This is a genomic window from Massilia putida, from assembly GCF_001941825.1.
Taxonomy (GTDB): Bacteria; Pseudomonadota; Gammaproteobacteria; order Burkholderiales; family Burkholderiaceae_D; genus Telluria; species Telluria putida.
On the sequence record NZ_CP019037.1, the window covers coordinates 154,447 to 179,513 of the forward strand.

The 25,067-nt window shown below is 68.2% G+C and carries 23 protein-coding genes; 19 read left to right on the forward strand and 4 right to left on the reverse strand.

The window, feature by feature from the left end; all coding sequences use genetic code 11:
* Positions 1-10: 10 nt before the first annotated feature.
* Complete coding sequence (locus tag BVG12_RS01085) at positions 11-1,243, forward strand: NAD(P)/FAD-dependent oxidoreductase (RefSeq protein ID WP_075790775.1); 1,233 nt, start codon at positions 11-13, stop codon at positions 1,241-1,243.
* On the opposite strand, the gene BVG12_RS01090 is transcribed toward BVG12_RS01085, so the two are convergent.
* On the reverse strand, positions 1,215-1,976 hold the full coding sequence (locus BVG12_RS01090) for a DUF2889 domain-containing protein (protein ID WP_075790776.1): 762 nt from the start codon (positions 1,974-1,976) through the stop codon (positions 1,215-1,217). The genes BVG12_RS01085 and BVG12_RS01090 overlap by 29 nt on opposite strands.
* 78 nt (positions 1,977-2,054) lie before the next feature.
* Between BVG12_RS01090 and BVG12_RS01095 the strand changes: the two genes are divergently transcribed.
* The 18 genes from BVG12_RS01095 to BVG12_RS01180 all read left to right on the forward strand — a co-directional run bounded on the left by BVG12_RS01095 (position 2,055) and on the right by BVG12_RS01180 (position 22,355).
* On the forward strand, positions 2,055-2,855 hold the full coding sequence (locus BVG12_RS01095; protein WP_075790777.1) for an SDR family NAD(P)-dependent oxidoreductase: 801 nt from the start codon (positions 2,055-2,057) through the stop codon (positions 2,853-2,855).
* A 29-nt stretch (positions 2,856-2,884) separates the two neighbouring features.
* Positions 2,885-3,517: a TetR/AcrR family transcriptional regulator gene (locus BVG12_RS01100; protein WP_075790778.1), complete on the forward strand. Its 633-nt coding sequence runs from the start codon at positions 2,885-2,887 to the stop codon at positions 3,515-3,517.
* Positions 3,518-3,697: 180 nt separating this feature from the next.
* The gene (locus tag BVG12_RS01105; protein WP_075790779.1) at positions 3,698-4,792 is read left to right on the forward strand and encodes an amidohydrolase family protein; all 1,095 of its coding nucleotides are present in this window, start codon (positions 3,698-3,700) and stop codon (positions 4,790-4,792) included.
* Positions 4,789-5,661 carry a fumarylacetoacetate hydrolase family protein gene (locus BVG12_RS01110; protein ID WP_075790780.1) on the forward strand — a complete coding sequence of 291 codons (873 nt, stop codon included), beginning with the start codon at positions 4,789-4,791 and terminating at the stop codon, positions 5,659-5,661. The genes BVG12_RS01105 and BVG12_RS01110 overlap by 4 nt, the downstream gene beginning before the upstream one ends.
* A gap of 13 nt (positions 5,662-5,674) precedes the next feature.
* Complete coding sequence (locus BVG12_RS01115) at positions 5,675-6,580, forward strand: 3-hydroxyacyl-CoA dehydrogenase (protein ID WP_179966229.1); 906 nt, start codon at positions 5,675-5,677, stop codon at positions 6,578-6,580.
* Positions 6,577-7,749 (forward strand): thiolase family protein, encoded by a 1,173-nt coding sequence (locus tag BVG12_RS01120; RefSeq protein WP_075790781.1) that lies wholly within the window; start codon positions 6,577-6,579, stop codon positions 7,747-7,749. Before BVG12_RS01115 ends, BVG12_RS01120 begins: the two co-directional genes overlap by 4 nt.
* Positions 7,750-7,769: 20 nt before the next feature.
* Positions 7,770-8,621: an SDR family oxidoreductase gene (locus BVG12_RS01125; protein ID WP_075790782.1), complete on the forward strand. Its 852-nt coding sequence runs from the start codon at positions 7,770-7,772 to the stop codon at positions 8,619-8,621.
* A gap of 209 nt (positions 8,622-8,830) precedes the next feature.
* A complete protein-coding gene (locus BVG12_RS01130) occupies positions 8,831-10,510 on the forward strand; it encodes a DUF1302 domain-containing protein (RefSeq protein ID WP_075790783.1) in 1,680 nt (559 codons plus the stop codon).
* A 24-nt stretch (positions 10,511-10,534) separates the two neighbouring features.
* Positions 10,535-11,890 (forward strand): DUF1329 domain-containing protein, encoded by a 1,356-nt coding sequence (locus BVG12_RS01135; RefSeq protein ID WP_075790784.1) that lies wholly within the window; start codon positions 10,535-10,537, stop codon positions 11,888-11,890.
* A gap of 108 nt (positions 11,891-11,998) precedes the next feature.
* Positions 11,999-13,144: a WD40/YVTN/BNR-like repeat-containing protein gene (locus tag BVG12_RS01140; protein WP_156895484.1), complete on the forward strand. Its 1,146-nt coding sequence runs from the start codon at positions 11,999-12,001 to the stop codon at positions 13,142-13,144.
* A 1-nt stretch (position 13,145) separates the two neighbouring features.
* Positions 13,146-15,602, forward strand: coding sequence for an efflux RND transporter permease subunit (locus tag BVG12_RS01145; RefSeq protein ID WP_075790785.1), 2,457 nt, complete (start codon positions 13,146-13,148; stop codon positions 15,600-15,602).
* Entirely contained in the window at positions 15,595-16,560 is a 966-nt protein-coding gene (locus BVG12_RS01150; protein WP_075790786.1) for a VOC family protein, read from the forward strand. The genes BVG12_RS01145 and BVG12_RS01150 overlap by 8 nt, the downstream gene beginning before the upstream one ends.
* 1 nt (position 16,561) lies before the next feature.
* Positions 16,562-17,392: an enoyl-CoA hydratase/isomerase family protein gene (locus BVG12_RS01155; protein WP_075790787.1), complete on the forward strand. Its 831-nt coding sequence runs from the start codon at positions 16,562-16,564 to the stop codon at positions 17,390-17,392.
* Between the two features lie 28 nt (positions 17,393-17,420).
* Positions 17,421-18,263, forward strand: coding sequence for an SDR family NAD(P)-dependent oxidoreductase (locus tag BVG12_RS01160; protein ID WP_075790788.1), 843 nt, complete (start codon positions 17,421-17,423; stop codon positions 18,261-18,263).
* Positions 18,263-19,189: a quinone oxidoreductase family protein gene (locus BVG12_RS01165; RefSeq protein ID WP_075790789.1), complete on the forward strand. Its 927-nt coding sequence runs from the start codon at positions 18,263-18,265 to the stop codon at positions 19,187-19,189. Before BVG12_RS01160 ends, BVG12_RS01165 begins: the two co-directional genes overlap by 1 nt.
* Before the next feature lie 23 nt (positions 19,190-19,212).
* Positions 19,213-20,127: a Rieske 2Fe-2S domain-containing protein gene (locus BVG12_RS01170; RefSeq protein ID WP_075790790.1), complete on the forward strand. Its 915-nt coding sequence runs from the start codon at positions 19,213-19,215 to the stop codon at positions 20,125-20,127.
* Positions 20,124-21,158 (forward strand): oxygenase, encoded by a 1,035-nt coding sequence (locus BVG12_RS01175; protein ID WP_075790791.1) that lies wholly within the window; start codon positions 20,124-20,126, stop codon positions 21,156-21,158. Before BVG12_RS01170 ends, BVG12_RS01175 begins: the two co-directional genes overlap by 4 nt.
* The gene (locus BVG12_RS01180; protein WP_229503633.1) at positions 21,159-22,355 is read left to right on the forward strand and encodes a multidrug effflux MFS transporter; all 1,197 of its coding nucleotides are present in this window, start codon (positions 21,159-21,161) and stop codon (positions 22,353-22,355) included.
* A gap of 48 nt (positions 22,356-22,403) precedes the next feature.
* Here BVG12_RS01180 and BVG12_RS01185 read toward each other — a convergent pair whose 3' ends face one another.
* From BVG12_RS01185 to BVG12_RS01195, 3 genes are all read right to left on the reverse strand, one after another.
* Positions 22,404-22,973, reverse strand: a complete 570-nt coding sequence (locus BVG12_RS01185; RefSeq protein WP_075790792.1) for a 3-phenylpropionate/cinnamic acid dioxygenase subunit beta — start codon at positions 22,971-22,973, stop codon at positions 22,404-22,406.
* Positions 22,974-23,014: 41 nt separating this feature from the next.
* A complete protein-coding gene (locus BVG12_RS01190) occupies positions 23,015-24,415 on the reverse strand; it encodes an aromatic ring-hydroxylating dioxygenase subunit alpha (RefSeq protein ID WP_075790793.1) in 1,401 nt (466 codons plus the stop codon).
* 110 nt (positions 24,416-24,525) lie between these two features.
* The gene (locus BVG12_RS01195; RefSeq protein ID WP_075790794.1) at positions 24,526-24,987 is read right to left on the reverse strand and encodes a bacteriohemerythrin; all 462 of its coding nucleotides are present in this window, start codon (positions 24,985-24,987) and stop codon (positions 24,526-24,528) included.
* Between the last annotated feature and the right edge of the window lie 80 nt (positions 24,988-25,067).

Genomic DNA, 25,067 nt, shown 5'->3' on the forward strand with positions numbered 1-25,067 from the left:
GAACATAAACATGTCGCTCAATTCCGTAGTGATCGCCGGCGCCGGACATGCCGGCGTGCAGGTGGCCTTGTCCCTGCGCCAGGACGGCTTTGCCGGCCGTATTTCCCTGGTCAACGACGAACCCTGGCTGCCGTACCAGCGCCCGCCGTTGTCGAAAGCCTATCTGCTGGGGAAGATCGACGCCACGGCGATGCAGTTCCGCCCGGCGGAATTCTATGCCGAGCAGCGCATCGACCTCGTGGCGGACCGCGGCGCCGCCATCGACCGCCAGAATCGCAGGCTGCTGCTGGCCTCCGGCGCGGCGCTCGACTACGACCACCTGGTGCTCGCCACCGGCGCCCATAACCGGCCCCTGAACGTACCCGGCGCCGCACTGGCGGGCGTGTACGGCGTCAAGACCCGTGCCGATGCCGAGGCGCTGGCGCCGCTGCTCGCCGCGGCCCGGCGCGTGGTCGTCATCGGCGCCGGTTTCATCGGCCTGGAATTCGCGGCGGTCGCGGCGGCAGCCGGTGCCGCGGTCGAGGTGCTGGAGCTGGGCGAGCGTCCGATGGCGCGCGCGGTGTCGCCGCAGATGTCCGAGCTGTTCCGGGCGGCGCACGCGTCCTGGGGCGTGAACTTCCGCTTCCGCACTGCAGTGTCGGCGCTCGAAGGCGACAACGGCAAGGCCGTAGCCGTGCTGGCGGCCGATGGCGCACGCCTCGCGGCCGACCTGGTCGTGTACGGGATCGGCGTCATCCCCAACGTCGCGCTCGCGCTCGAAGCCGGCCTGTCGATCGACAACGGCATCCGCGTGGACGCCAACCTGCTGACGTCCGACCCGCACATTTCCGCGCTGGGCGACGTCGCCTCGTTCCCGTGCCTACAGAACGGCGAACGGTTGACGCGCCTGGAATCGGTCCAGAACGCCGTCGACCAGGGCCGGCTGATCGCCGCGCGCCTGACCGGCAAGCCGGCCCCGTACACGGCGCTGCCCTGGTTCTGGACCGACCAGGGCAACCTCAAGCTGCAGATCGCGGGACTGTCCAGCGGCGCCGACAACCACGTCGTGCTCGGCGATCCGGCGGCGCAGCAGGTGTCGGTGCTGTGCTTCCGCGGCGAACAGCTGCTGGCGGTGGAGTCGTGCGGGCGGGTCGGCGACCACATGGCGGCGCGCAAGATCCTCGCGCGTCCGCCGGCGCTGACGCCTGCGGTGGCGGCGGCGCCCGGCTTCGACCTCAAGGCGTGGGAAGCGGCGAATCGCTGAAGTCGCGCAGCCAGGCCTGGTCGTCCAGGCAGAGCGCCTGCGGGCGGGCGCTGAAGTCCCAGGTCGAGCCGACGATCCGGATGGCCTGCGGCGCGCGCTCGGGCTGCTGGGCGTAGCAGCGGCCGGTGAGGTGGGCGTGCGGCTCCCGGTCGATGTCCTTCAGGCGGCCGAGCGAGATCAGGGCGCAGCGGCGCAGCACGAGGGCCGCTTCCGCTTCCTCGGCCGGCAAGGTGCCCAGCGCCCAGCGCGCCATGCCCTTGCGCATGTCGACGCCGGCATACGGCGCCGGGCCCACGATCGTACTGCCGTCGACCTCCCAATCGAGGAGCGGAGCGCCGTCGCGCCACAGGCGTGCGTGCGAGCGGCCGTCGACGTGGCGCGGCACCTCGATGTCGTAGCGCCGATAGGCGTTGCCGCGCGCGGCGAGGGCGATCGCCAGGCCGGCCAGGTCGAACATGTGGGTGCACTGCTGGGTCGCGTCGGTGTACAGCGTGACCGAGTTGGCAATGCCGTCCAGGCGCATCCCGGCCAGGCGGTTCAGCTCGGGCGCCGCGCCCGGGCAGGCGCTGAACGGATGGCGCGGCGTTTCCCCGCGCACCGCGGTCACGACGCCGGCGCAATGCTCGAGCGCGACGCGGAAATGATGAAAGTCATCCTCGAGCACGGCACGCACCTGTCCACCCTGGTCGTCCCCGTGCCCGGCCAGCTCGATGCGTCTGCGAAAGCGTTGCATGGAGTATTTCCTGATATGAGTTGTTGAGATGAATGTGTACAATAACAGAAAATCTGTTTAAAAGTGAGGAGGGGTGACATGGATCTTCTGAAGGACAAGGTGGCGCTGGTGACGGGCGCTGGCGGCGGCATCGGCCGTGGCGTGGCGCGCCGTTTCGCGCGCGAGGGCGCGGCGGTGGTGATCGCCGAGATCGACCGCGCGAGCGGCGCCCGGGTGGCGCGCGAGGTCGAGGAACTCGGCGGCAGGGCGCTGTTCGTGCATACCGATGTCCTGCAGAAGGCATCGGTGGAGGCCGCGGTGGCGGCGGCGGCCGAGCGGTTCGGCGGGCTCGACATCCTGGTGAACAACGCGTTCGTGCCGACGCCAAACGTCTTGCTGGAGGACAAGACCGACGAGATGCTGGAACAGACGCTGACGTCGACCGTGAAGGCCTGCTGGTGGGCGATGCGCGCGGCGCTGCCCCACATGCGCGCCCGGGGCGGCGGCAAGGTCGTGAACTTCTATTCGATCGACGTCGACATCGGCGCCTGGCTACATGCCGACTACAACACCGCCAAGGCCGGCATCGTCGGCCTGACGCGCAGCGCGGCGGCCGAGTGGGGCCGCTTCAACATCACCGTGAACGCGATCGCGCCGACGGCGATGGGCGCCACGTTCCACAAGCTGGCGGCCGAGAACCCCGGATTCGCGGAGCGTTCGGCGGCCATGCGCCCGCTGGGGCGCTGCGGCGACCCGGAGGATGACATTGGCCCCGTGGCCGTGTTCCTGGCCAGCGACATGTCGCGCTACGTCACAGGCGAATCGTTCCACGTAGACGGCGGGCTGCACCTCCCTGGCTACAACTCGAGGCCGGCGCACGTGCCGGTCAGGGAATACTGATCTATCTTTTTTGACTGGATGCCGCAACGATGTACACCCCACCCGCCGCAAGAGCCGAGCAACCCGCGACCGACAAGCGCAACCGGCGCGCCGAGGCGACCATCGAGGCCATCCTCGCGGCAACCGAGGCGATCGTCCTGCGCGAAGGGTCGGATCGCATTTCCGTACTCGACGTATGCGCGCTCGCCCAGGTGTCGCGCGGCACGTTCTACCGCTACTTCTCGTCGCAGGACGAGCTGCTGGACGCGTTCGCACGCCATAAACGGTCGTCGTTCCAGAAGGCCATGGCGGACGCGGTGGGGCCTCACGTGGAGCCTGACGCGCGCTTCCACGCGCTGGTGCGCTACCTGGACAACTATGCGGCACACGGCCAGGCGCGCCTGCTGCTGCGCGCCGCGCCGGAATACACGCTGCGCCTGTTCGGGCGCCTGTTCCACGAGTCGCTGGTGCGCATCGAGGAACTGATGCGCGCGGTGTTCGATTCCTGGGACCAGCGCCTGGGCATCCGGACCGACCGCGAACTGATCTGCGAACTGCTGATCCGCTGCGTGCTGAGCGAACTCGTGGTGCCGAACAAGCAGCCGGAGGACGGCATCCGCCGCATCGTCGCGTTCCTGTATTCGCTCGTCGAATGCGAGGCGCGCGCAACGCTGAAAAAATAAAATTAAACACATTTGCCATTTCTGTCTATTTTTGGCATGATGGGTCCTGATGCAAAGCACCGACCGAGTGCAGCCTGATGGAGACAACGTAGCGCTTGCGGGCGGGCCCTGTCGCGGCCGCGCTGTGTCCGGACGATTGCGCCCGTGGTCGGAAAATCAATCGTCACAGGGAGACACCACATGCTCATCGACCTTCACGCCCACGCCCCGCATCCGGGTTACTACAACCAGCACCCGCACTGGGGTCCCTTCTTCGAACAACGTCCGGACGGCGACATCAAACTGCGCGTGGGCCACTGGATCCTGTCGCTCGGTTCGCCGGAACGCCGCGCAGCCCTGCAGAAGGCGCGGGCCGAGGGCAAGACGCTCGACATCAACCAGTACCTGGACCGCTGGGCCGACCCGAAGACGCGCCTGGCCGGCATGGACGCGGCGGGGCAGAGTGCCCAGGTCGTGTCGGTGCCGTCGCACTGCTACATGTACTGGGCCGAACCGGAGTTCGGCGTGCCGTTCGCCCGCAAGGTCAACGACGTGCTGGCCGAGTACTGCTCGGCAGCGCCGAACCGCCTGATGGCCTGGGCCCACGCGCCGCTGAACGTGCCGGTCGAAGCCGCCAAGGAAATCCGCCGCGCCTGCACCACGCTGGGCGCCAAGGGCCTGGTGGCGGGCGGCGCCAACTTCGGCGGCCTGGAATTCGATTCGCCCGAGATGGACCCGGTGTGGGAAGCGCTGTGCGACCTCGACCTGCCGATGTTCGTGCACGGCTACAACCAGTCGGTGACGTGGGGCGAGAACGCCAACAGCGACAACTACGAGACCACCGCCATCGTCGGCATGAACTACGACGAGACGAAGTGTTTCTGGAACATGATCAACGGCGGCGTGTTCGACCGCTTCCCGAAACTGAAGGTCTACATCACCCACGGCGGTGGCTTCGTGCCGTACCAGCTGGGCCGCCTGGCGCAGACCAATCCGAACCTCGACGTGGCGCACAACAAGAAGCCCGTGCTCGAGTACCTGAAGAACTTCTATTTCGACGTCGAACTGCACGAGCTGCCGATGCGCCAGGCGATGATCGACGTCATCGGCGCCGACCGCGTGCTGTACGGCTCGAACTTCGGCGGCAGCGACGCCGTCCGCCACGACCTCACCGACGGACTGCGCCTGTCCGACGAGGACCTGCAGAAGATCCGCTGGAAGAACGCCTGCGAGCTGCTGCACATCGATCCGTCCACGCTGGTCGAGGTGGCCAAGCCGGCGGCGCTGGTGGCATGAAGATCGCCCGCTGCACCGATGGCGGGACGCCGTTCTGGGCACTGGTGGATGCCGCCGCGCAGACCTTGCGTCCGCTCGCCGGCGCGTTCGCCGACTGGGCGCCGGCACTGACCCGCGCGATCGCCGCCGGCCGCGCGGACGAGGGCAGGGAAGCCTTGCCCGTGTTCGGACCGGCCCTGCCGCTGGCGGACGTCCGCCTGCTGCCCCCTATCGAGCCGGTTAACCGCGTGGTCGTGGCCGGCGCCAACTATGCCAAGCACCTTGCCGCCGACTTCGGCCTGACGTCGCCGCAACAGCCGATCGCCTTCCTGAAGGCGTACGGCGCGCTGATCGGGGCCAGCGACCCGATCCGCTATCCGCCGCTGACCAGCGAACTGGACCACGAGGTCGAACTGGTGGTGGTGGTCGGCGACGCGCCGGTCGATCCCGCGCAGCCGCTCGCCAGCGTGCTCGGCTACACGGTCGGCAACGACGTGTCGGCGCGCGACCTGCAGCGCAGCGGCCCGGCCGGCATCGGCATGGACCTGTTTGCGGCCAAGAGCCAGGACCGCAGCACCGGTGTCGGACCCTGGATCGTGACGCGCGACGAGTTCCCGGCCGGCAGCCCGCGCCTCGGCTTGACATTGACCGTCAACGGCCAGGTACGGCAGGACAGCAATACCGGCGAGATGACGTGGGACGTCGGGCAGTTGCTGAACTTCGTCGAGGCGCGTTCCAGCTTCGCGCCCGGCGACATCATGTTCACCGGCTCGCCCGCGGGCGTTGGCCAGGGAACGGGCCTGTTCCTGCAGCCTGGGGACGTGGTCGAAGCGAGCGTCGAAGGTATCGGCGCCATCAGGAATATCGTCGGGCCCCGGCCCGGCGCATGAGGAGACAGGAATAATGATCGACAAGAACGAGATCGTCGTCGTGGTCGGCGCCGGATTGATGGGCACCGGCATCGCGCACGCATTCGCCAGCAGCGGCTTCGTGACGCGGCTGGTCGACAGCAATGGCCAGGCGCTCGACAAGGCGCTCCAGAACATCCACGCCATCGTCGACGCGGGCGTCAAGCTCGGCAAGCTGGCGCCGGAAGCGGCGGCCGCGGCCAAGGAACGCCTGAGCGTTCACACCGGCCTGGCCACCGGCGCCGCCGGCGCCAGCCTGCTGGTCGAGACGGTATCCGAGAACCTGGCCGTGAAGAAGGCGGTCCTGGCCGAGGCCGTGCCGCTGCTGGCCGCGGGCGCGGTCGTGGCGACCAACACGTCGGCGCTGTCGGTGACCGAGATCGCCACCGCGGTGCCGCAGCCGGAACGCGTGATCGGCATGCATTTCTTTAATCCGGTGCACAAGATGAAGCTGGTGGAGCTGGTGCTCGGCATCGCCACCGACGAAGCCACCGTCGCGCGCAGCCGCGCCTGGTGCGACGCGATCGGCAAGACCTCGATCCTCGTCAACGAGTCGCCGGGGCTGACGACCAGCCGCATGTCGGCCATGCTGGGCAACGAGGCGATGTGGATGCTGCAGGAGGGTACCGCCAGCGCCGAGGACATCGACACCGCGCTGCGCATGGGTTTCAACCACCCGATGGGCCCGCTGGAGCTGGGCGACCTGACCGGCTGGGACACGCGCCTGTCGGTGCTGCGCTACCTGCACGCGACGCTGGGCGAGAAGTTCCGCCCGTGCCCGCTGATCATCAAGATGGTCGCGGCCGGCCGCCACGGGCGCAAGACGGGCCACGGCGTGTACCGCTACGACGAGGCCGGGCAGCGCGTGCCGGGTTCGGGCCTGAAGGCGAGCGCGCTATGAAGGACGTCTACATCGTCGAGGCGGTGCGCACGCCGGTCGGCAAGTACAAGGGCAGCCTGGCCGGCGTGCGCGCCGACCATCTGGCGGCGCACCTGCTGAACGTCCTCATGGATCGCGCCGGGATCGACGCCGGCGCCGTCGACGACGTCATTTTCGGCTGCGTGACCCAGGTCGGCGAACAGTCGGCCAACATCGCGCGCACGGCGCTGCTCGGCGCAGGCTGGCCAAACGCGATTCCCGGCCTCACGATCGACCGCAAGTGCGGCTCCGGCGAGGTCGCCGTGCACCTGGCGGCCGGCCTGATCGCCGCCGGTTCCGCCCAGGTGGTCGTGGCGGGCGGCGCGGAGAACATGAGCCGCGTGCGCATGGGCGGCAACCGCGAGATCTACGGCGAAGCCTTCGGCTGGATGGCGGCCGACCGCTACGAGCTGACCAGCCAGGGCGAGGCCGCGGAACGCATCGCCGACAAATGGAACCTGAGCCGCGCCGAGCTGGACGCCTATGCCGTCGAAAGCCACCGGCGCGCCGCCGCCGCCGCGCAGGCCGGGTATTTCGAACGCGAGATCGCCGCGGTGCCGGTGGCGGTGCTGAAGGAACGCGACTGGGCCGAACCCGCGCCGGACAGCCTCGATGCGGACGAGACCATCCGTCCCGGCACCAACGCCGACAAGCTGGCCACGCTGAAGTCGAGCTTCCGCCCCGACGGCAAGCTCAGTGCCGGTAACTCCTCGCAGATCTCGGACGGCGCTGCGGTGCTGCTCCTGATGTCGGGCGACGCGGTCGATCGCCTGGGCCTCAAGCCGCGCGCCCGCATCCGCGCGTTCACCACGGTCGGCTCCGACCCGACCCTGATGCTGACCGGGCCGGTGACCGCGACGCGCAAGGTGCTGGACATGGCCGGGCTGGCGGCCGGCGACGTCGATCTGTTCGAGGTGAACGAGGCCTTCGCGCCGGTGCCGTTGATGTGGGCGCGCGAACTCGACGTGCCTCTCGAACGGCTGAACGTCAACGGCGGTGCGATCGCACTGGGCCATCCGCTCGGCGCCAGCGGCGCCCGGATCATGACGTCGCTGCTGCATGAACTGGAGCGGCGCGATGCGCGCTATGGCCTGCAGGCGATCTGCTGCGCCGGCGGCATGGGCACCGCGACCCTGATCGAGCGACTCTAGACCAACAACAGGAGACAGCAATGCATATCGACTTGAGCGGCAAGCGCGTCATCGTGACCGGTGCCTCGCGCGGCATCGGCCTGGCCATCGCGCGGGCCTTCGCGGCGGAGGGCGCCCGCGTCGCCATCTGCGCGCGCACGGCGGAGGCGGTGGAGGCGACGGGCCGGGAACTGGCGGGCCAGGCGCAGGCGGTGATCGCGCGCGCAGTGGACGTGACCGACAGCCCCGGCGTCAAGGCCTTCGTCGAGGAGGTCGCCGCAAGCTGGGGCGGCGTCGACGTCCTCGTCAACAATGCGGGCCAGGGCCGCGGCGGCAACCTCGACACCCTCACGCCCGAACAGATCCTCGAGCACGCCAACATCCTGCAGATGGGGCATTTCCGCTTCGTGCAGGCGGTGGTGCCGCACATGCGCCGGCAGCGCTGGGGACGCATCGTCGAGATCAACGCGCTGGCCGGCGCGATCCCGACGCCCGACGGCATTCCCTCGGTGATCAACCGCGCCGCCTGCCTGGCACTGTCCAAGTCGCTCGGCATGTCGCTCGCCAAGGACAACATCCTCGTCAATTCGCTCAACATGGGATGGATCGATACCGGCCAGTGGGACCGCCATTTCCGCGAAGTGGGCCCCGGCGTCAGCCGCGAGGAGTTCGACCGGATGGTGCTGAAAGTCGTGCCGCTGGGACGCTTCGGCAAGCCCGAGGACGTGGTCGGCATGGCGCTGTTCCTGGCCAGCGACTATGCGGGTTTCATCAGCGCGGCGTCGATCGACATCGCCGGCGGGCTGCAGGGACAGATCGCGTATTACCCGACGCTGAAGCGCGAATTCACCGAGATGGTCCGTGAACGCAACGCCGGCGGCGGCGCCGCCTGACGCCGCCGCATCGACTTGGATATTCTGAATATAGAATACGAATCGAACAGTAGAATAACGCGAATAATCTTGCTACAATCAGGATGCGTCAAGAGTCTCGTTTCCGGTGGGCCGAAGACAGTCGAGCAGCACGGTTCATGGAAAGGACTGAGCAGTACTGAGCGATTTTTCAAAAATCAGCCATAACGATAACGACAGGAGACAGGCCCATGTACCAGGCAAGCGGTAATTCCATTCTCGCCAGCCACGCGCTGCGCGGCATCGCGGCGGCGGCAGCCGTCGTTTGCGCCAGCCACGCGCTGGCCGGCGAAATCGAGGTGAGCAATCCCGACGTCAAGATGCGTCTCGACGCGACGGTGCGCTACACCGGCGGCGTGCGCACCGAAAAGCCGGACAGCCGGCTGCTGAACAACTACATCTACGACGAGGGCGATTCGAAGTTCGACCGCGGCGACATGGTCACCAACCGTGTCGACCTGCTGACCGAATTCGACGTCAGCTACAAGAACAAGATCGGCGCGCGGGTCTCGGGCGCGGCCTGGTACGACCAGGCCTACGACGATCACACGGTCAAGTCGCCGGCGGGTTTCGTCACCGCCTACCGCAACAACCGGTACAACAACGAGGTGGCGCGCTACGTGAACGGGCCGTCGGGCGAGATCCTCGACGCCTTCGTGTGGGCCAACGTCGACCTGGGCCAGGTGCCGGTCAACGTGAAGGTGGGCCGCCAGACCAACGTCTGGGGCGAGGGGCTGCTGCTCGGCGCCCACGCGATCTCGTACGGCCAGTCGCCCGTCGACGGCGTCAAGGCGGCGATCAACCCGGGCGTCGAGACCAAGGAAGTCTTCTTGCCGGTCGGGCAGATCCACGCTAGCGCCCAGGTCACCGACAACCTGACCCTGGTCGGCCAGTATTACTACGAATGGAAGCCGACCCGCATCCCGCATGCCGGCACCTACCTGATGGGCGCGGACACGGCACCGTCGTCCGACTTCCTCGCGTTCCCGATCCCGGGCGTCGCGGCCCAGATCATCGAGGCGCGCAAGCCGGGCCAGCACGGGAACTGGGGCGTCGGAGCGCGCCTGAACGTCGAGGCGATCGAATCGACGTTCGGCGCCTACTACCGCCGCTTCGACGATTATTCGCCAGAACTCGGTGTCCAGCTGCTCGATTTCAAGGGGCCGCTGCCGACCCGCGCGCGTTTCCTGTACCCGCAGGACGTCGAGCAGATCAGCCTGAGCTTCGGGCGGGTGATCCATAGCGTCGCCGTCGGCGCCGAACTGTCGTACCGCAAGAACGGCGCGTTGAACACGCCGTCGTCCGTGGTCACCGACACGGGCGCGCGCGGCGACACCTGGCACGCCGTCCTGAACGGTATCTACATGCTGCCGGCGACGCCGGTCTGGCAGACCGGCACCCTGGTCGCCGAACTGGCGTACAACCGGCTGGACAAGGTCACCGCCAACCCGGCGTTGTACCGCTCGGTGGGTTCGGCGGCGTGCGTCGACTCGCGTACCGGCAAGGCCGGCTCGGGCACCAGGGACGACGGCTGCTCCACCCGGGATGCCTGGATCATGGCGCTGAAATTCTCGCCCCAGTACCTGAACGTGCTGCCGTCCTGGGACCTGACGATCCCGGTCAGCGTCACCTACGGCCTGTCGGGCAATGCGCCGACGGCCGGCGGCGGCACGCAGGGCGAAGTGCGCTGGTCCGTGGGCGCGACCATGACCTATGCGTCCAGGTACGAATTCGCACTCAGCTACGCCGACCGCAACCTGCCGGTCCGTGAGCTGAACGGAAAAATCACCGGCGGCGCGGCACATAGCAACTCGTCGGTCGGGGTCATCGACCGCGGCTGGCTGTCATTCACCTTCAAGACGGCATTCTAAAGCGCCGCACACAGGAGACAAATCATGAACAAGCATCGACTTGCACTGGCATTGCTGGCCGGCTTCGCCGGCGTCGCCCAGGGCGCGGTAACGGCCGAGGAAGCCAAGCAGCTGGGCAGCACGCTGACCCAGGTGGGCGCCATCAAGGCCGGTAACAAGGAAGGCACGATCCCGGCCTACACCGGCGGGCTGACCAAGGCGCCGGCCGGGTTCAAGGCCGGCAGCGGGTTCTGGGCCGACCCCTTCAAGGACGAGGCGCCGAGCTTCCGCATCGACGCCAAGAACTGGCAGCAGTACGCAGACAAGCTGTCGGACGGGCAGAAGGAATTGTTCAAGAAGAATCCGGGCTTCTACATGGATGTCTACCCGAGCCACCGTACCGCCGCGCAGCCGGAAGGGGTGCTCGCCAGGACCGTGCGCAATGCCACGAGCTGCAAGACCATCAAGAACGGCCTGGCGGTCGAGCCGGAATGCCGCGGCGGCATCCCGTTCCCGATCGCCAAGACCGGCTACGAGATGATGTGGAACCACCAGTTGCGCTACAAGGCCGACACGACGACCAAGCAGTCGCGCTCGTGGGTCGTCGATTCCAGTGGCAAGGCAGTGATGACGGCGCAGCAGCAGACGTTCGAGGAAACGCCGTACTACCACGATGAACTCGACGGCCGCGACCCCGAGATGTACTGGCGCACCTATTCCGTCACCAGCGCGCCGATCCGCAAGGCGGGCGAAGTGACCGGCCTGATGGACTTCCTCGACCCGACCGAGAAGCCGCGCCGCGCCTGGAGCTATGCGCCGGGGCAGCGCCGCATCAAGCTCGCGCCCGAATTCTCGTACGACACGCCGGTCGCCAGCATGGGCGGCGTGACCCTGTTCGACGAACTGTTCGTGTTCTCGGGACAGATGGACCGTTTCGACTTCAAGCTGGTGGGCAAGAAGGAAATGTACGTGCCCTACAACGAGTACAAGCTCTACTTCAGCTGCGGCGTCGAGGAGCAGTTCAAGGAAAAGTACCCGAATCCGGCGTGCTGGCGCTGGGAACTGCATCGCATGTGGGTCGTCGAGGCGACGCTCAAGCCGGGCTTCCGCCATGTCTACGCGAAGCGGACCTACTACATCGACGAGGATACCTACGGCGCCATGCTGTACGACGCGTATGACCGCAGCGGCCAGCTGTATCGCTCGATCTTCAATTCGATGGTCCAGCTTTACGACGTCAATGCGCCATACATGGTCAAGAACGTGGTCTTCGACTTCAACAAGGGCATGTACGCGCTCGTCAACGATGGCCTGGTCGGTGGCTACGGCGTGGTCACCAAGCCGCGTCCGAACCGCGAACTGAATCCGGAATCCATCGTGGCCAAGGAAACCGCACGCTAATCCGGTTCTTGCCGGACAGGACCCGTGCGGCCTGTCCGGCCCTGTGGCGGGCGTTCCCGTGGAGCGGTACCCGCGCGCACGGATTCGTGCATCGCGATGGAGTCAGTTGTGAACAATTTGAATACGCTTAACGCCCGACCCGGCCGGCTGGCCGGCGTCGTGCGACATATGGCGGCGGCGGTGCTCGCCATCGCCACCCTGGCCGCGGCCGCGGCGGGCAGCCCGGATCCGATCGACGCGGCGGCGGCCCAGTCGGCGGTGGCGCTCAAGCGTCCGCTGTCCGGCATCGCCGCGCAGGGCAGTACCGTCGTCGCCGTCGGCGCGCACGGCACGATCCTGCGGTCGGAAGACGCCGGCGCGACCTGGAAGCAGGCCGCGGTTCCCGTGGCCGCCGACCTGACCACGGTGCGCTTCACCGGGCCGGGCATCGCCTGGGCGCTCGGCCATGACGGCGTGGCGCTGCGCAGCGCCGACCGCGGCGCGACCTGGAGCAGGGTGCTCGACGGGCGCGCCCTGCTGGCCCTCCTGAACAACCATTACCGCGACCTGGCCGCGCGCGGCGATGCCGGCGCGGTGGCGGTGCTGGACGAGGTCAAGCGCGCCGCCGCGCAATCGGCCACGCCGGATGTGCTGTCCTATCCCTTCCTCGACATCAGCATCGACGCGGGCGGCGAAGGGTTCCTGGCGGGCGCGTTCGGCCTGCTGCTGCACACCGGCGACGGGGGCAAGAGCTGGGAACCGTGGCTCGAACGCGCCGACAACGACCGCCGCATGCACCTGTATGCGCTCGAACGGGCGTCGGACGGCGTGTTTTACCTGGCGGGCGAGCAGGGCCTGCTGCGCCGCTACGACCGGGCGGCGGGCCGTTTCACGAAGCTCGAGTCGCCTTATGCGGGCACGTTTTTCGGGCTGAAAGCCGGCGAGGCGGGGCTGGCCGCGTTCGGCCTGCGCGGCAGCGCCTTCGTCAGCGCCGACGGCGGGAACAGCTGGAAGCAGCTTGCGCTCGGCACCGAGGCCACCGTGGTCGACGCCGTGGCCTGCGCGCCGGGCGAAATGGCGTTCGTGACGCAGGACGGGCGGGTCCTGCTCGGCCATGGCGCCAGGGCGACCGACGCCGGCGCGGCGCGCGGTGGCGAGGTGGCCGGCGCGGCCCAGACCGGGTCGGGCCTGCTGGTGCTGGCCGGCAGCGCCGGCACAAGACAGGTCCGCATCCAAGGCTGCGGCACGGATAACGCAAGAATCGGGAAGAACTGACATGGCAGCGCACGGCAATCAACCCCGCATGCCCGTGGTACGGGACGTGCAAGACTTCGATCGCGCTTCGGGTAACCTGCTCGAACGCGTGATCTTCAACCATCGCCTGGTCGTGCTGCTGGCATGCCTGCTGGCCACGCTGTTCCTCGGCTATTCGGCCACCCGGATCAAGGTCAATGCCAACTTCGAGCGCATGATCCCGCTCGGCAGTCCGTATATCCAGAACTACCTCGCGAACAAGGCGCAGCTGCCGGGCCTCGGCAACACGGTGCGGATCGTCGTCGAGAACAAGACCGGCGACATCTACGACCCGGCCTACCTCGACGTCATGCGTAAGGTGAACGACGACCTGTACATGATCGACGGCGTCGACCGCTCGTGGATGAAGTCGATCTGGATGCCGATCGTGCGCTGGCGCGAGGTAACGGAGGACGGCATCACGGGCGGCCCCGTGATGCCGCCCCAGTTCGACGGCAGCCCCGCCGAACTGGCCAGGCTGCGCGCCAACGTGGCCAAGGCCGGCATCGTCGGACGCCTCGTCGCGCTCGACATGAAATCGAGCATGATCGTCGCGCCGCTGCTCGACCGCGACCCCAAGACCGGCGAGCCGCTCGACTACGGCGCGTTCTCGCGCAAGCTGGAAGACAAGATCCGCACCTACGAGAGCGCGAAGGTCGGCATCCACATCGTCGGCTTCGCCAAGATCGTCGGCGACCTGATCGACGGCCTGAAGGCAGTGATGATGTTCTTCGCCGTCTCGGTGGCCGTCGCCACCGTGTTCGTCTACCTGTACACGCGCTGCGTGCGCAGCACCGTGCTGCTGGTGTCGGCCGCGGTGATCGGCGTGGTGTGGCTGCTCGGCCTGATGCAGCTGCTGGGCTACGAGCTCGACCCGTACTCGATCCTGGTCCCGTTCCTGATCTTCGCGATCGGCCTCTCGCACGGCGCCCAGAAAATGAACGGCATCATCCAGGACATCGGGCGCGGCACCCACAAGTACGTGGCCGCGCGCTATACCTTCCGGCGCCTGTTCGTGGCCGGCGTGACGGCGCTGCTGGCCAACATCGTCGGCTTCGCCGTGCTGATCATCATCGACATCCCGGTCATCCGCGACCTCGCTATCACCACCAGCATCGGCGTGTCGGTACTGGTCTTCACGAAGCTGTTCCTGATCCCGGTGGCGCTGTCCTACATCGGCATCGGCAAGAAGGCGGCGCAGCGCGCACTGGAAGCCGACCGCGACATGGCCCAGGGACAGTCGCTGCTGGGCCGGGTGTGGGGGCGGCTCGACGCGCTGACCGGGCGCCGCTGGGCGTTCGGCGTGAGCATCCTGGCGCTGCTCGTCACCGTGGCGTCGGCGCTCGTGATGCAGGGCCTGCGCATCGGCGACCTCGACGCCGGCGCGCCGGAACTGCGGCCCGATTCGCGCTACAACCGCGACAACGCCTACATCACGCGCAACTACGGCCTGTCGAGCGACCAGTTCGTGGTGATCATGAAGACCGCGGACGAAGGCTGCCGCCTGTATTCGGCGCTGACGAAAATGGACGGCCTGGCGCAGCTGCTGCGCGCGGACCCGGCTGTGCAGACCACGACGTCGCTCGCCGAGGCCGTGCGCTTCACCACCGCCGCGATGTCGGAAGGGAGCGGCAAGTGGATGACGATCAGCCGCAACCAGGCGATCACCGACGGCGCCATGACGGCGGCGGCGATCGCCACGCCCGACATCACCAACCAGAGCTGCTCGGTGTCGCCGCTCGTGGTCTACCTGCGCGACCACAAGGCCGACACCGTGGCGCGCATCCTCAAGACGTCGAGCCAGTACGCCCAGGCCAACAACACCCCGGCCGGCGCCAAGGAGCCCGTGACCTTCCTGCTGGCGGCCGGCAACGCCGGCATTGAGGCCGCCACCAACATCGAGGTTGGCAAGAGCATCGTCATGATGTATCTGGCCGTCTACGGCTCGACCGCCCTGCTGTGCCTGATCACGTTCCGCAGCGTGCGTGCCACCATCGTCGCGCTGATCCCGCTGGTGATCACGACCGTCCTGTGCAAGGCGCTGATGGTCTGGCTGGGCATCGGGCTGAAAGTGGCGACCCTGCCGGTGATCGCGGTCGGGGTGGGGGTCGGGGTCGACTACGCGCTGTACCTGCTGTCGGTGCAGCTGGCCTGCCAGCGGCGCGGCGACAGCCTGCGCGCCGCCTACCGCCGTTCGCTCGACTTCACCGGCAAGGTCGTGGCCCTGGTCGGCATGACGATGGCCGCCGGCGTCGTCACGTGGGCCTGGTCGCCCATCAAGTTTCAGGCCGACATGGGCATCCTGCTGACCTTCATGTTCCTCTGGAATATGCTCGGCGCACTCGTGCTCACGCCGGCACTGTCGTATTTCCTGCTCAATCCCCGCCGCGCACAGGACGATGCGTGCGTCAGCCCTACCTTGGAGAAAAACTATGTTTGACCTGCTGCTGTCAGCCGACATGATGCTGCCCGACCCGGACGGCATGACCGACCTGCTCGTGAGCAAACTGGGGGTGCACAGCCACCCGAACTGGCGCCAGGCCTTCGACAACCATCCGTACATCGCCCATTTCCTGCGCGTGCATAAATCGCTGGCCGTCGCGCCGACGCGCCTTGAGCCGCAGTGGCACCTGGACTACGACAACCCGGGCGACCCGATGTTCCACGAGTTTCTCGAGAGCCTGAAGGACTACCAGGGCCGCCACCGCCCGATGCTCACGCACTCGGTGGTGCTGGCGCTGCAGGGCCCGAAGTTCGACGTCTTCGTGGACAAGCTGATGCGCCGCGGTCTCGCCTTCCGCATGGCCCAGCGCACGCCCGAGATGCCGTTCGACCGCCTGTGGCTGGGCGCGACGCCGGAACGCCCGCGCTACACGCCCGCCGTCGACGGCGGCCTGTGCATCGAAGTGATGCCGACCGAGCCGCTGCAGATGCCGCCGGAAACCTTCGCCAGCCCGCCGGCCCAGCCGCGCGACCCGAAGCCGGGCGACATGGTGCGGATCAGCGCGCGCGCCTTCATCGTGCGCGATCTCGACCACACGCTGCGCTGCTGCTCGACGAACCTCGACTGGGAACCGCGCGGCGGCGTCGAACTGCTGGCCCGCGAAGGCCAGCGCCGCGCCGTGATGCCGTTCACGGTCGCCAACAGCGCGGCCTTGCACGTGATCCAGCCGACCGCGTGGAACACCCCGGCCGCGCACTACCTCAACAACTGGGGACCGGGCCTGTACTACATCCGCATTGCCGTGAACGGGCTAGAGGCCAAGGCCGACGACCTGCGTGCACGCGGCACGCGCTTTACCTGGGTCGAGGAATCGGAGTCCGCCGGCGGGCGCCCGCTGATCCGCATCGAGCCGTCGGAACTGCGCGGCCAGGTCATCGAGTTCGAGGAAGCGTGACATGGGCGACACCGACCTGAAGCACAACGGCGGCGTGGCAGCGCGCGCCGTCAACGAGGCCGTCACCATCGAGCGCGAAGGCAGCCTGGGTTGGGTGGTGCTGACGCGCCCAGGCCAGATCAACGCGATCAACGACGACGTCCGCAACGGCGTGCCGCATGCGCTGCGCGAACTCGACGCCGACCCGGCGATCCGCGTGATCGCGATCCGCGGCGCTGGCCTGCGCGGCTTCTGCGCCGGCGCCGACATCAAGGAAAAGCGCGGCCCGGAAACCGCAATCGAGGTGCGCAGCCGGATGCAGGGCGCGCGCTGGATCGAAGCGGTCGACACCGTCCAGAAGCCGGTGATCGCCGCGGTGCACGGCTATTGCATGGGCGGCGGCCTGGAACTGGCGCTGGCCTGCGACATCCGCTACGCCACGCCGGATGCCGTCTTCAGCCTGCCGGAAACGGCGCTCGGCCTTATTCCCGGCGGCGGCGGCACGCAGCGCCTGGCGCGCGTGGTGGGCCCCGGCCGGGCGATGGACCTGTTGCTGACCGGCGAGCGCCTCGACGCGGCCGCGGCGAAGGACATCGGGCTGGTCACGCGCGTCGCGAGCGCGTCGGACGCACTGGTCGACGAGGTGCGCGCGTTCGCCACGCGCATTGCGGCGCGTGCGCCGGCAGCCACCTTGCTCGTCAAGCGCGCGGCCCGCAGCGCCCTCGACCTGGAGCTGAAGCAGGGACTGGACCTCGAACTCGACCTGTTCGCCATGCTCAAGCCGAGCGAAGATGCACGAGAAGCCGCGCTGGCCTTCAGCGAGAAGCGGCCGCCGAATTTCATCGGCCGCTGAACGCGGCCCAACCTGACGGAGACCGGGTATGAACGAACAAGAAAACAAAGGGAAGCTGGACGGACGGGTCGCGATCGTGACCGGCGCCGCCGGCGGCCTGGGCGCCGAGGCGGCGCGCGTGCTGGCGGCGCACGGGGCGCGGGTGGCCATCGTCGACATCGACGGCGAGGGCGCGCGCCGGGTCGCGGCCGGCATCGACGCGCAGGGCGGACAGGCGCTGGCGCTGCAGTGCGACATCGCGAGCGAGGCCGAGGTCGGCGCGATGGTCGAGGCGGTGGTGGCGCGCTTCGGGCGCGTGGACGTCCTGCACAACAACGCGGCCGTGCTGAACGTGGAACAGCGCCGGCGCGACCGCGACGTCGTCAACATGGATGTCGACGCCTGGGACCGCGCCATGGCGGTCAACCTGCGCGGCGCCATGTTGTGCAGCAAGTACGCGATCCGCGAAATGCTCAAGCATGGGCGCGGCTCGGTGATCTTCGTCACCTCGGGCTTGGGCGCGCAGGGCGACCTGTCGCTGACGGCCTACGCGGCGTCGAAGGCGGCGCTGGCGATGCTGGCGCGCTCGGTGGCGGCGCAGTACGGCAAGCAGGGCATCCGCTCGAACGCGCTGCAGATCGGGCTGGCCCCGGCCGAGAACGCGCACGAGAGCATGCCGGCGCCGCTGCTCGAGATCCTGCGCGAGAACCACCTGACGCCCGAACTGGGCACGCCGCGCCAGATCGCCGATGTCGTGGCGTTCCTGGCGTCCGACGAATCGGCCTTCGTCACGGGCACCACGCTGGTGGCGGACGGGGGTTTCGGCAGCCATACGCCTTCGCTGGTGGCGATGAAGGCCTTGTTTGCGCAAACCGGCGCGAAAGGGATGTGATGAAAGCTGCCGTCATTCATGAACGTGGCGCGGCACCGGTCATCGCCGAGTTTCCGGAACCGGCGCCACGCGACGGCGCGGTCCTGATTGACGTCGACACGGCCGGCCTGGGCGGCTGGGACGTGCTGGGCGCGTACCGCCTCGGCGTGCAATACCCGTGCGTGATCCGCGGCGAGGGCGTGGGCCGCGCGCCGGACGGGCGCCGCGTCTACTTCGGCGAACGCTCCGTGCTGCCGTACGGCGCCTGGGCCGAGCGCACGCTGGTACCGGTCGAGGAAGTCTGGGACGTGCCGGACGACGTCGACGACCGCACCGCGATCGCGATGGGTATCGCCGCCACCGGCGCGCTGGTGCCGCTGGAGCAGGCGAAGATCCAGCCGGGTGAACAGGTGCTGGTGTTGGGTGCGACCGGCACGCTGGGCCAGATCGCGCTGCAGCTGGCACGCTACCTTGGCGCCGGGCGCGTGGTCGCCGCCGCCCGTTCGGCCGACGCGCTGGCGCGGCTGAAGGCGCGCGGCATCGCCGACGAGATCGTGGTGCTGGGCGGCGACGATGATGCCGCGAAACTGCAGGCGATCACGGACGAGGGCTTCGACGTCGTGCTCGACCTGGTCTGCGGCCAGCCGATGCTGGATGCCCTCAAGGCGACGCGCTGGGGCGCGCGCATCATGACCATCGGCACCGGGGCCGGGCGCAAGGTCAACCTCGATATCGCCGACCTGTTGTTCCGCACGCTGTCGTGCATCGGCACCGGCCAGCGGCCGCCGGCCGACCGCCGCGCGATCTGGGAGCGCCTGCTGCGCATCGCGCGCGAGCAGGACATCCGGATCGATTACAGCGATTTTGCGCTCGACGACGCGGGCGCGGCCTGGGCGGCGCAGGTGGCCGGACCGCACGCGAAGATCACCGCGCGGGTGCGCGGCTGAAGCCCGGCGCGGAGAGGGACACAATGACATCAGGGCAATGGTGGATCGTCGCGCTGTCGGAGCAGCTGGCGCCGGGCAAGACGCTGGCAGTGGTCTGTGACGGCGCGCAGGTGGCGCTGTTCCGCAGCGCCGCGGGCGAAGCGTTCGCTCTGGAAGACCGCTGCCCGCACCGGCGCGTGCTGCTGTCGCCGGGGCAGGTCAGGCCGGGCGGGTTGCAGTGTCCCTACCACGGCTGGACCTTCGACGGCGCGAGCGGGCTGTGCACCGATATCCCGAACCTGCGGCGTGACGAGAAGATCCCGCCGGCGGCGGCGCGCGCCTATCCGGTTGCCGAATTGAACGGCTTCATCCACGTGCATACCGGCACCGGCGACATGCCGGGCACGCTCCCCGGCGCGGCTTACCGGGCGGCGGGACGAGAGTTTACGGGGACGGCGGTAGCGGCCATCGCATTTGCGGACTACCTCGACGTCATGCTCGACGGTCCGGAATGCCTGCTCGATTTCCCGGGCGTGACGATCACGGATTTTTTCATCGGCGATCCGCGCCGCGATGGCACGCATCTCGTGCTCGACCGCGGCGCCGTCTGGAAGGGCAGGGGACCCGGTCCGGCATTCGTGCGCGACCATCCGCTGCTGGTGCGCACCCGCGTGCCGCTGGCGGGCGGCGACGTCGTGGTGGAATTGCTGGACGCGGCCGAACGGCCGCTGGTGACGCTGCTGGTCGCCGCCAGCGCCAACCGGCGCGGGACCACCGGCCTCGTATGGCGAGGCTTCGCCCATGCGGGCGCGCAAACTGCGCCGCCGGGATGGCGCCTGCGCCGGCTGGCCGGGGCGGCCCCGTTCACGGTGCGGGCCTGCATCGATGGACGCGCCATCGCGGCCCTCGAAGCGGCGCCGTCGCGCGAACGGCGGGACCTGTTGGAGGATGTCGCATGAACATGGATGACAAGGCGGCGCGCTTCGCCGCGCCGGACGCGAAACGCGACTGGATACCCGGTAACATCGACCTGCGCGACACCTGGTTCCCGGTGGCCTACAGCGCCGACGTCGGCAACCGCCCGTTGCGCCGGATCGTGCACGCGCAGGACGTCTACCTGTGGCGCGAGCTGGGACGGGTGCGCGCGGCCGAGTTCCGGCCCGACCTGTTGGAGAGCCGGCGCGCCGGCGCCACCGCCTTCACCGGCGGTTCCTGCTACTACCGCGTCCATGAGCGCTACGGCTACGTATGGATCTGGTACGGCAATCCCGACAACGCGCACGCGGACCTGATCCCGCTGATTCCGTTCCTGCCGGCGGACGGCGCGGGCATCCCGCGCTACACCCAACGCTCGGTGCGGTTCGATGCCGCGTCGCCGCTGTCGGTCGAGAACCTGATCGACCTCACGCATGCCGATTTCCTGCATGCGAATACCATCGGCGACGGGCAATCGGAGAGCGACGTGGTCGAGTTCAGCTCGACGTCCGAGACGCTGACGCGCACCCGCGTCGTCACCCGCAAGTCGGTGGCGCCGGTGATGCGCTGGATCGGCGGCGTGCGCGCGCAGTACCAGGACCTGCGCGCGGTGCTGCACGTCCACCTGCGCAACAACCTGTGCATTTCGTATCCCAGCTTCACGCCCGGCTACGCGATACCCAACGTGCAGCCGTTCGTGCCCGTCGGGAAGCACCGCTCGCGCGTCGACCAGACCAACTACACGGTGCACGCGCCGGCGCCGTTCCGCTGGCTGATGCCGCGCATCTCCTACGTCATCCAGCCGCAGGACAACTCGGTGCTGCGGCCGCAGAACGCGCGCTACTTCGACCCGGGCCAGCGGCGCGATCTCAGCTCGCGCTTCGACGCACCAGGCAACCGCTACCGGGTGCTGATGACGCGCCTGGCCGAACGCCAGCGCGCGGGCGACTTCGGCTACGGTGCTGATGCCGATCCGGCGCAGGATATTTCCGCCGTCCTCGGGATGCGGCCCTAGGTGCAGGCCGGCCCTGTCGTCCGGGCGTCCGGCCTGCCTGGCATTACCTTGATCCTGGCCGGGCTGGCGATGCTGGGACCGTTCTCGATCAACGCCTACCTGCCGTCGTTCCCGGACATGGAGCGGACGTTGCACACGGACCGGGTCGCGCTGCAGCAGACGATCTCGGTGTATTTCGCCGCGTTCGCGTTCATGTCGCTGTGGCACGGCGCGATTGCCGATGCCTGCGGGCGGCGCAGGGTGGTGCTGGCCGGACTGGCCACGTATGCGCTGGCCTCGTTGGGCTGCGCGTTCGCCACGCGCGTCGGGCAGCTGTTGCCGTTGCGCGCGCTGCAGGGCCTGTCCGCCGGCGCCGGCATCGTGATCGGCCGCGCGGTGGTGCGCGACCTGCATGAGGGGCCGCTCGCGCGGCGCATGATGTCGCAGGTCGTCATGATGTACGGGCTGGCGCCGGCGGTCGCGCCGCTGGCCGGCGGAGCGCTGCAGCGGGCGTTCGGATGGCGTGCCGTGTTCCTGTTCCTAGCGCTGCTGGCGGCCACACTGTTCGCGGCGGTGGCGTTGCGCTTGCCGGAGACCCTGGCGCCGCAGGCGCGCCAGCCGTTCCGGCTCGCGCCGCTCGCGCAAGGCTATGCGCGGGTGCTGGGCAACCGCGCGTTCATGACCTGGTCGCTGTCGTACGCCGCGATGTTCGGCGCGTTCTTCATCTACGTGCTGTCGGCGCCCGTGTTCCTGATGCGGCACCTCGGCCTGGGCGAAGCGGATTTCCTGTGGCTGTTCGGACCCGCGACGGTCGGACTGGTCGCCGGCTCGGCGCTGGCCGGCAAGGCCGCCGCGCGCTGGCCGGTGCGGCTCACGTTGCAGGTCGGGTTCGCACTGATGGGCGCGGCGATCGCCTGCGACCTCGCGGTCTGCCTGGCGGCCCCGGCGGGCGCCGGCTGGTACGTGCTGCACCTGTTCGTGTTCAATCTCGGCATGGCGCTGGCGATGCCGACCCTGACGATCCGGGGGCTCGACTGCGTCCCCGAGCGGCGCGGCCTGGGATCGTCGGTGCAACTGTTCGTCCAGACGGGCTTCAACGCCGTGATCGCCGCCGTCCTGGCGCCCCTGCTGTGGGGATCGCTGCTGTCGCTCGCGCTCGGCGCGGCCGCGTTGTTCGTGTGTGCGGGCGCCGGCGCGCTGCTGGCCGCGCGCACGTAAAACCGCCCGCGCCCGCAAGACGGGGGCGGGAGGTCAAGGTGCAGGCGCTTACAGGAAGATGCCGAGATTAGGGGTACCCAGCACCGCCTGGTCGATGATGACTTCGCGCCGGGCCAGCTGGTAGCCCGATTCGGTCTTGCGGATCACGTCATGGCGCTCGCACGGGATCAGGTCGAACTTGTCGTGGTCAAAGCGATTCCGGGTCATCAGCAGGTAGCTGTGCACCTTGAACTCGTCCTCCTTGTCGGTGCGGTAGACGCGAATGTTCGACACCATGTGCTTGGTGCGCGACGGCGGATCCTCGCCCCAGGCGCTGCGGGTATCCATGACGCGCATCACGCGCAGCATGATCGAACGGTAATCGTCGTACATGTGCTGGACGGTGCGCACGACCGACTTGTCCTGGTCGCGTGTGGCGCGGGTGTGCCGCAGCGGCACCGTGTATTCGATGTCCTTGGCGACCATCGCGATCCAGTCGCGCAGGCGCAGCGTATCGAACAGCTCCGCCTCGTCGTACATGAACTCGACCATGTCGTTGTACAGCGGGCTGCCGACCGGGACCCGGTTGGCGCGCAGCGACGGCGGCAACGGTCTTGGCTCGAGCGGGTTCTTTTCCATGGGTGTCTCCTGGGGATGTTGTTGGTGGTCGGGTTGCCGGCTCATTTTTCGCTCGTCATCAGCTCGTGCCAGTACTTCCACCATGCCCACTGGGTGTCGTCCTTCGTGAAGCCGTCGCCGACATGGCCCGGTCCCGGCCAGCCTTCCGGCGCGCCGTTCTCGAACAGGGCCTGGTACTTCATGGTGATGGTCTTGCTCATCGCGCCCTTCGCCACTTCGGTCTGGTGCGGCCAGGTGTCGGAGTCTTCCATCTCGACCATGCCGGAGGTGCCCAGCATCTGCACCGACTGGCGCAGCATGCGCGCCTTGAGCTCGGGCGGCGTGTCCTTTTCGGCAAAGATCCAGTTCATGAACTCGAGCTTGTCCGGACCTTTCGGGATGTAGGCGTGCAGGGCGCAGGCACCGATGATCGTGCCGTCCGGTTGCGGCAGGTAGATGAACTCGAACAGGCCGTTCGGGAAGAACCCGCCGACCTGGGGCGGGCGCCAGGACATCAGCTTGAGCTGGCCGTCGTCGAAGCGCTCCAGCAGTTCCGGCACCATCGCGGGGGTGATGCCGGGCGGCGGCAGCACGGTCAGCTTTTCGGCCGGGGTCAGCTCGGCCGGGTCCTTGCCGGTCAGGCGCACGATCTTGCGGTCGAGTTCGATGCAGCGCAGCGCATGGCCGTGGTCGGTCCAGACTTCGCTGCCGTACATCTCGGGCGACAGGTCGGCGCCTTTGCCTTCCGCATCCGGTTTTTTCGCGTACGGACCGACTTCGCCCAGCCAGCGGTGCAGGGTCAGGGTATGGAACCCGTCCGCGGCCGACTGCTCGCAGGCGGTCTTCCAGTTCGCATTGATGCGGAAGCGCTGCGGCGGGCCGAGGACTTCGAGTCCACCCTTGGTGCGCAGGAACAGGGTGTCGAAATAGTACTTGGCGTCGCCGAAGAATTCTTCCAGGCTGGGGCCGTCGATGTTCCAGGTCGCGAAGATCAGTCCGCCATACAGCGCGACGCGCGCCTTCTTCAGGCCGAGCTGATCCTTCGGCGTCATCTTCCCGTGCATGCATTCCTTCTCGATCGGCGCGCCGATGAAGTCGCCGTTCGGCTTGAAGGCCCAGCCATGGTAGATGCACATGTGGACGTTGGTGTTGCCGGCGTCGTGCGTCTGCACGCGCATCGCGCGGTGCGGGCAGACGTTCAGCGAGACGTGGATCTCGTTGTCGCGGTCGCGCGCGACGATGACGGCGTCCGAGCCCATGTCGCGCGTGACGAAGTCGCCCTTGTTCGGGATTTCGGTCTCATGGCCCAGGAAGATCCAGGTCTTGGCGAAGATCCGCTCCATCTCGAGTTCATAAAGCTCGGGGTCGGACAGGGCGCGTACCTTGACTTCGCGTGTCTCGTGGTTGATCAGGTCCGAGATCGTGGTCCCGTCCCGCAGTGTCGTTTCGGCATGCTGGTGCATCGTTGTCTCCTTTGTTTTCCTGCTCTTCGAATTGTACACAAATAAGAATTTTGTTCAACAAACGATGATCCCGGCGACGAATATATTTTTGCCGCCGTGGTCCGCAGGAATCAGTCCGTCTCGGCCGGCACCGCGCTGCCGCGCCGCAGCACGACCGGAATGCCGCCGCTGCGGCGCTTGGCCATCCACTGGGCGAGTGCCGCATCCATGTAGTCGGCATGGCCGGGAAACCAGCGCGCCAGCTCGCGCGCGAGGGCGCGGCAGGTATCCGCAGGACCGCCGCCGGCGAGCAGGGCGCGCACCTCGCGCACCGACGCCAGGACCGCGGCGTGTTCGTCGATGTGGCATTGGGTCGCGGGGAAGCCGGTGGAGACCATCCACTCGCGCTCCTCGTCGAAATGGCGTTCGGCGTGCTCGGCGAACGCATCGAGCCGGTGCGCCAGCTCGACATCGGGCGCCGCCAGCAGGGCCGCGACCAGGTCGACGAATTCGCGATGGGTGGCGTCCATCTGGTCGTAGCCGAGGAGGAACTGGTCGGTCCAGGTGAAGTCTGGTTGGGGTGTCGCTGACATGGTGCCGGCTTTCGCGTAAGGGCTGGTCGGGAGATTTTGATTACACTTTTTCAAAAAGTGTCGAATAAATGTTAGCATGA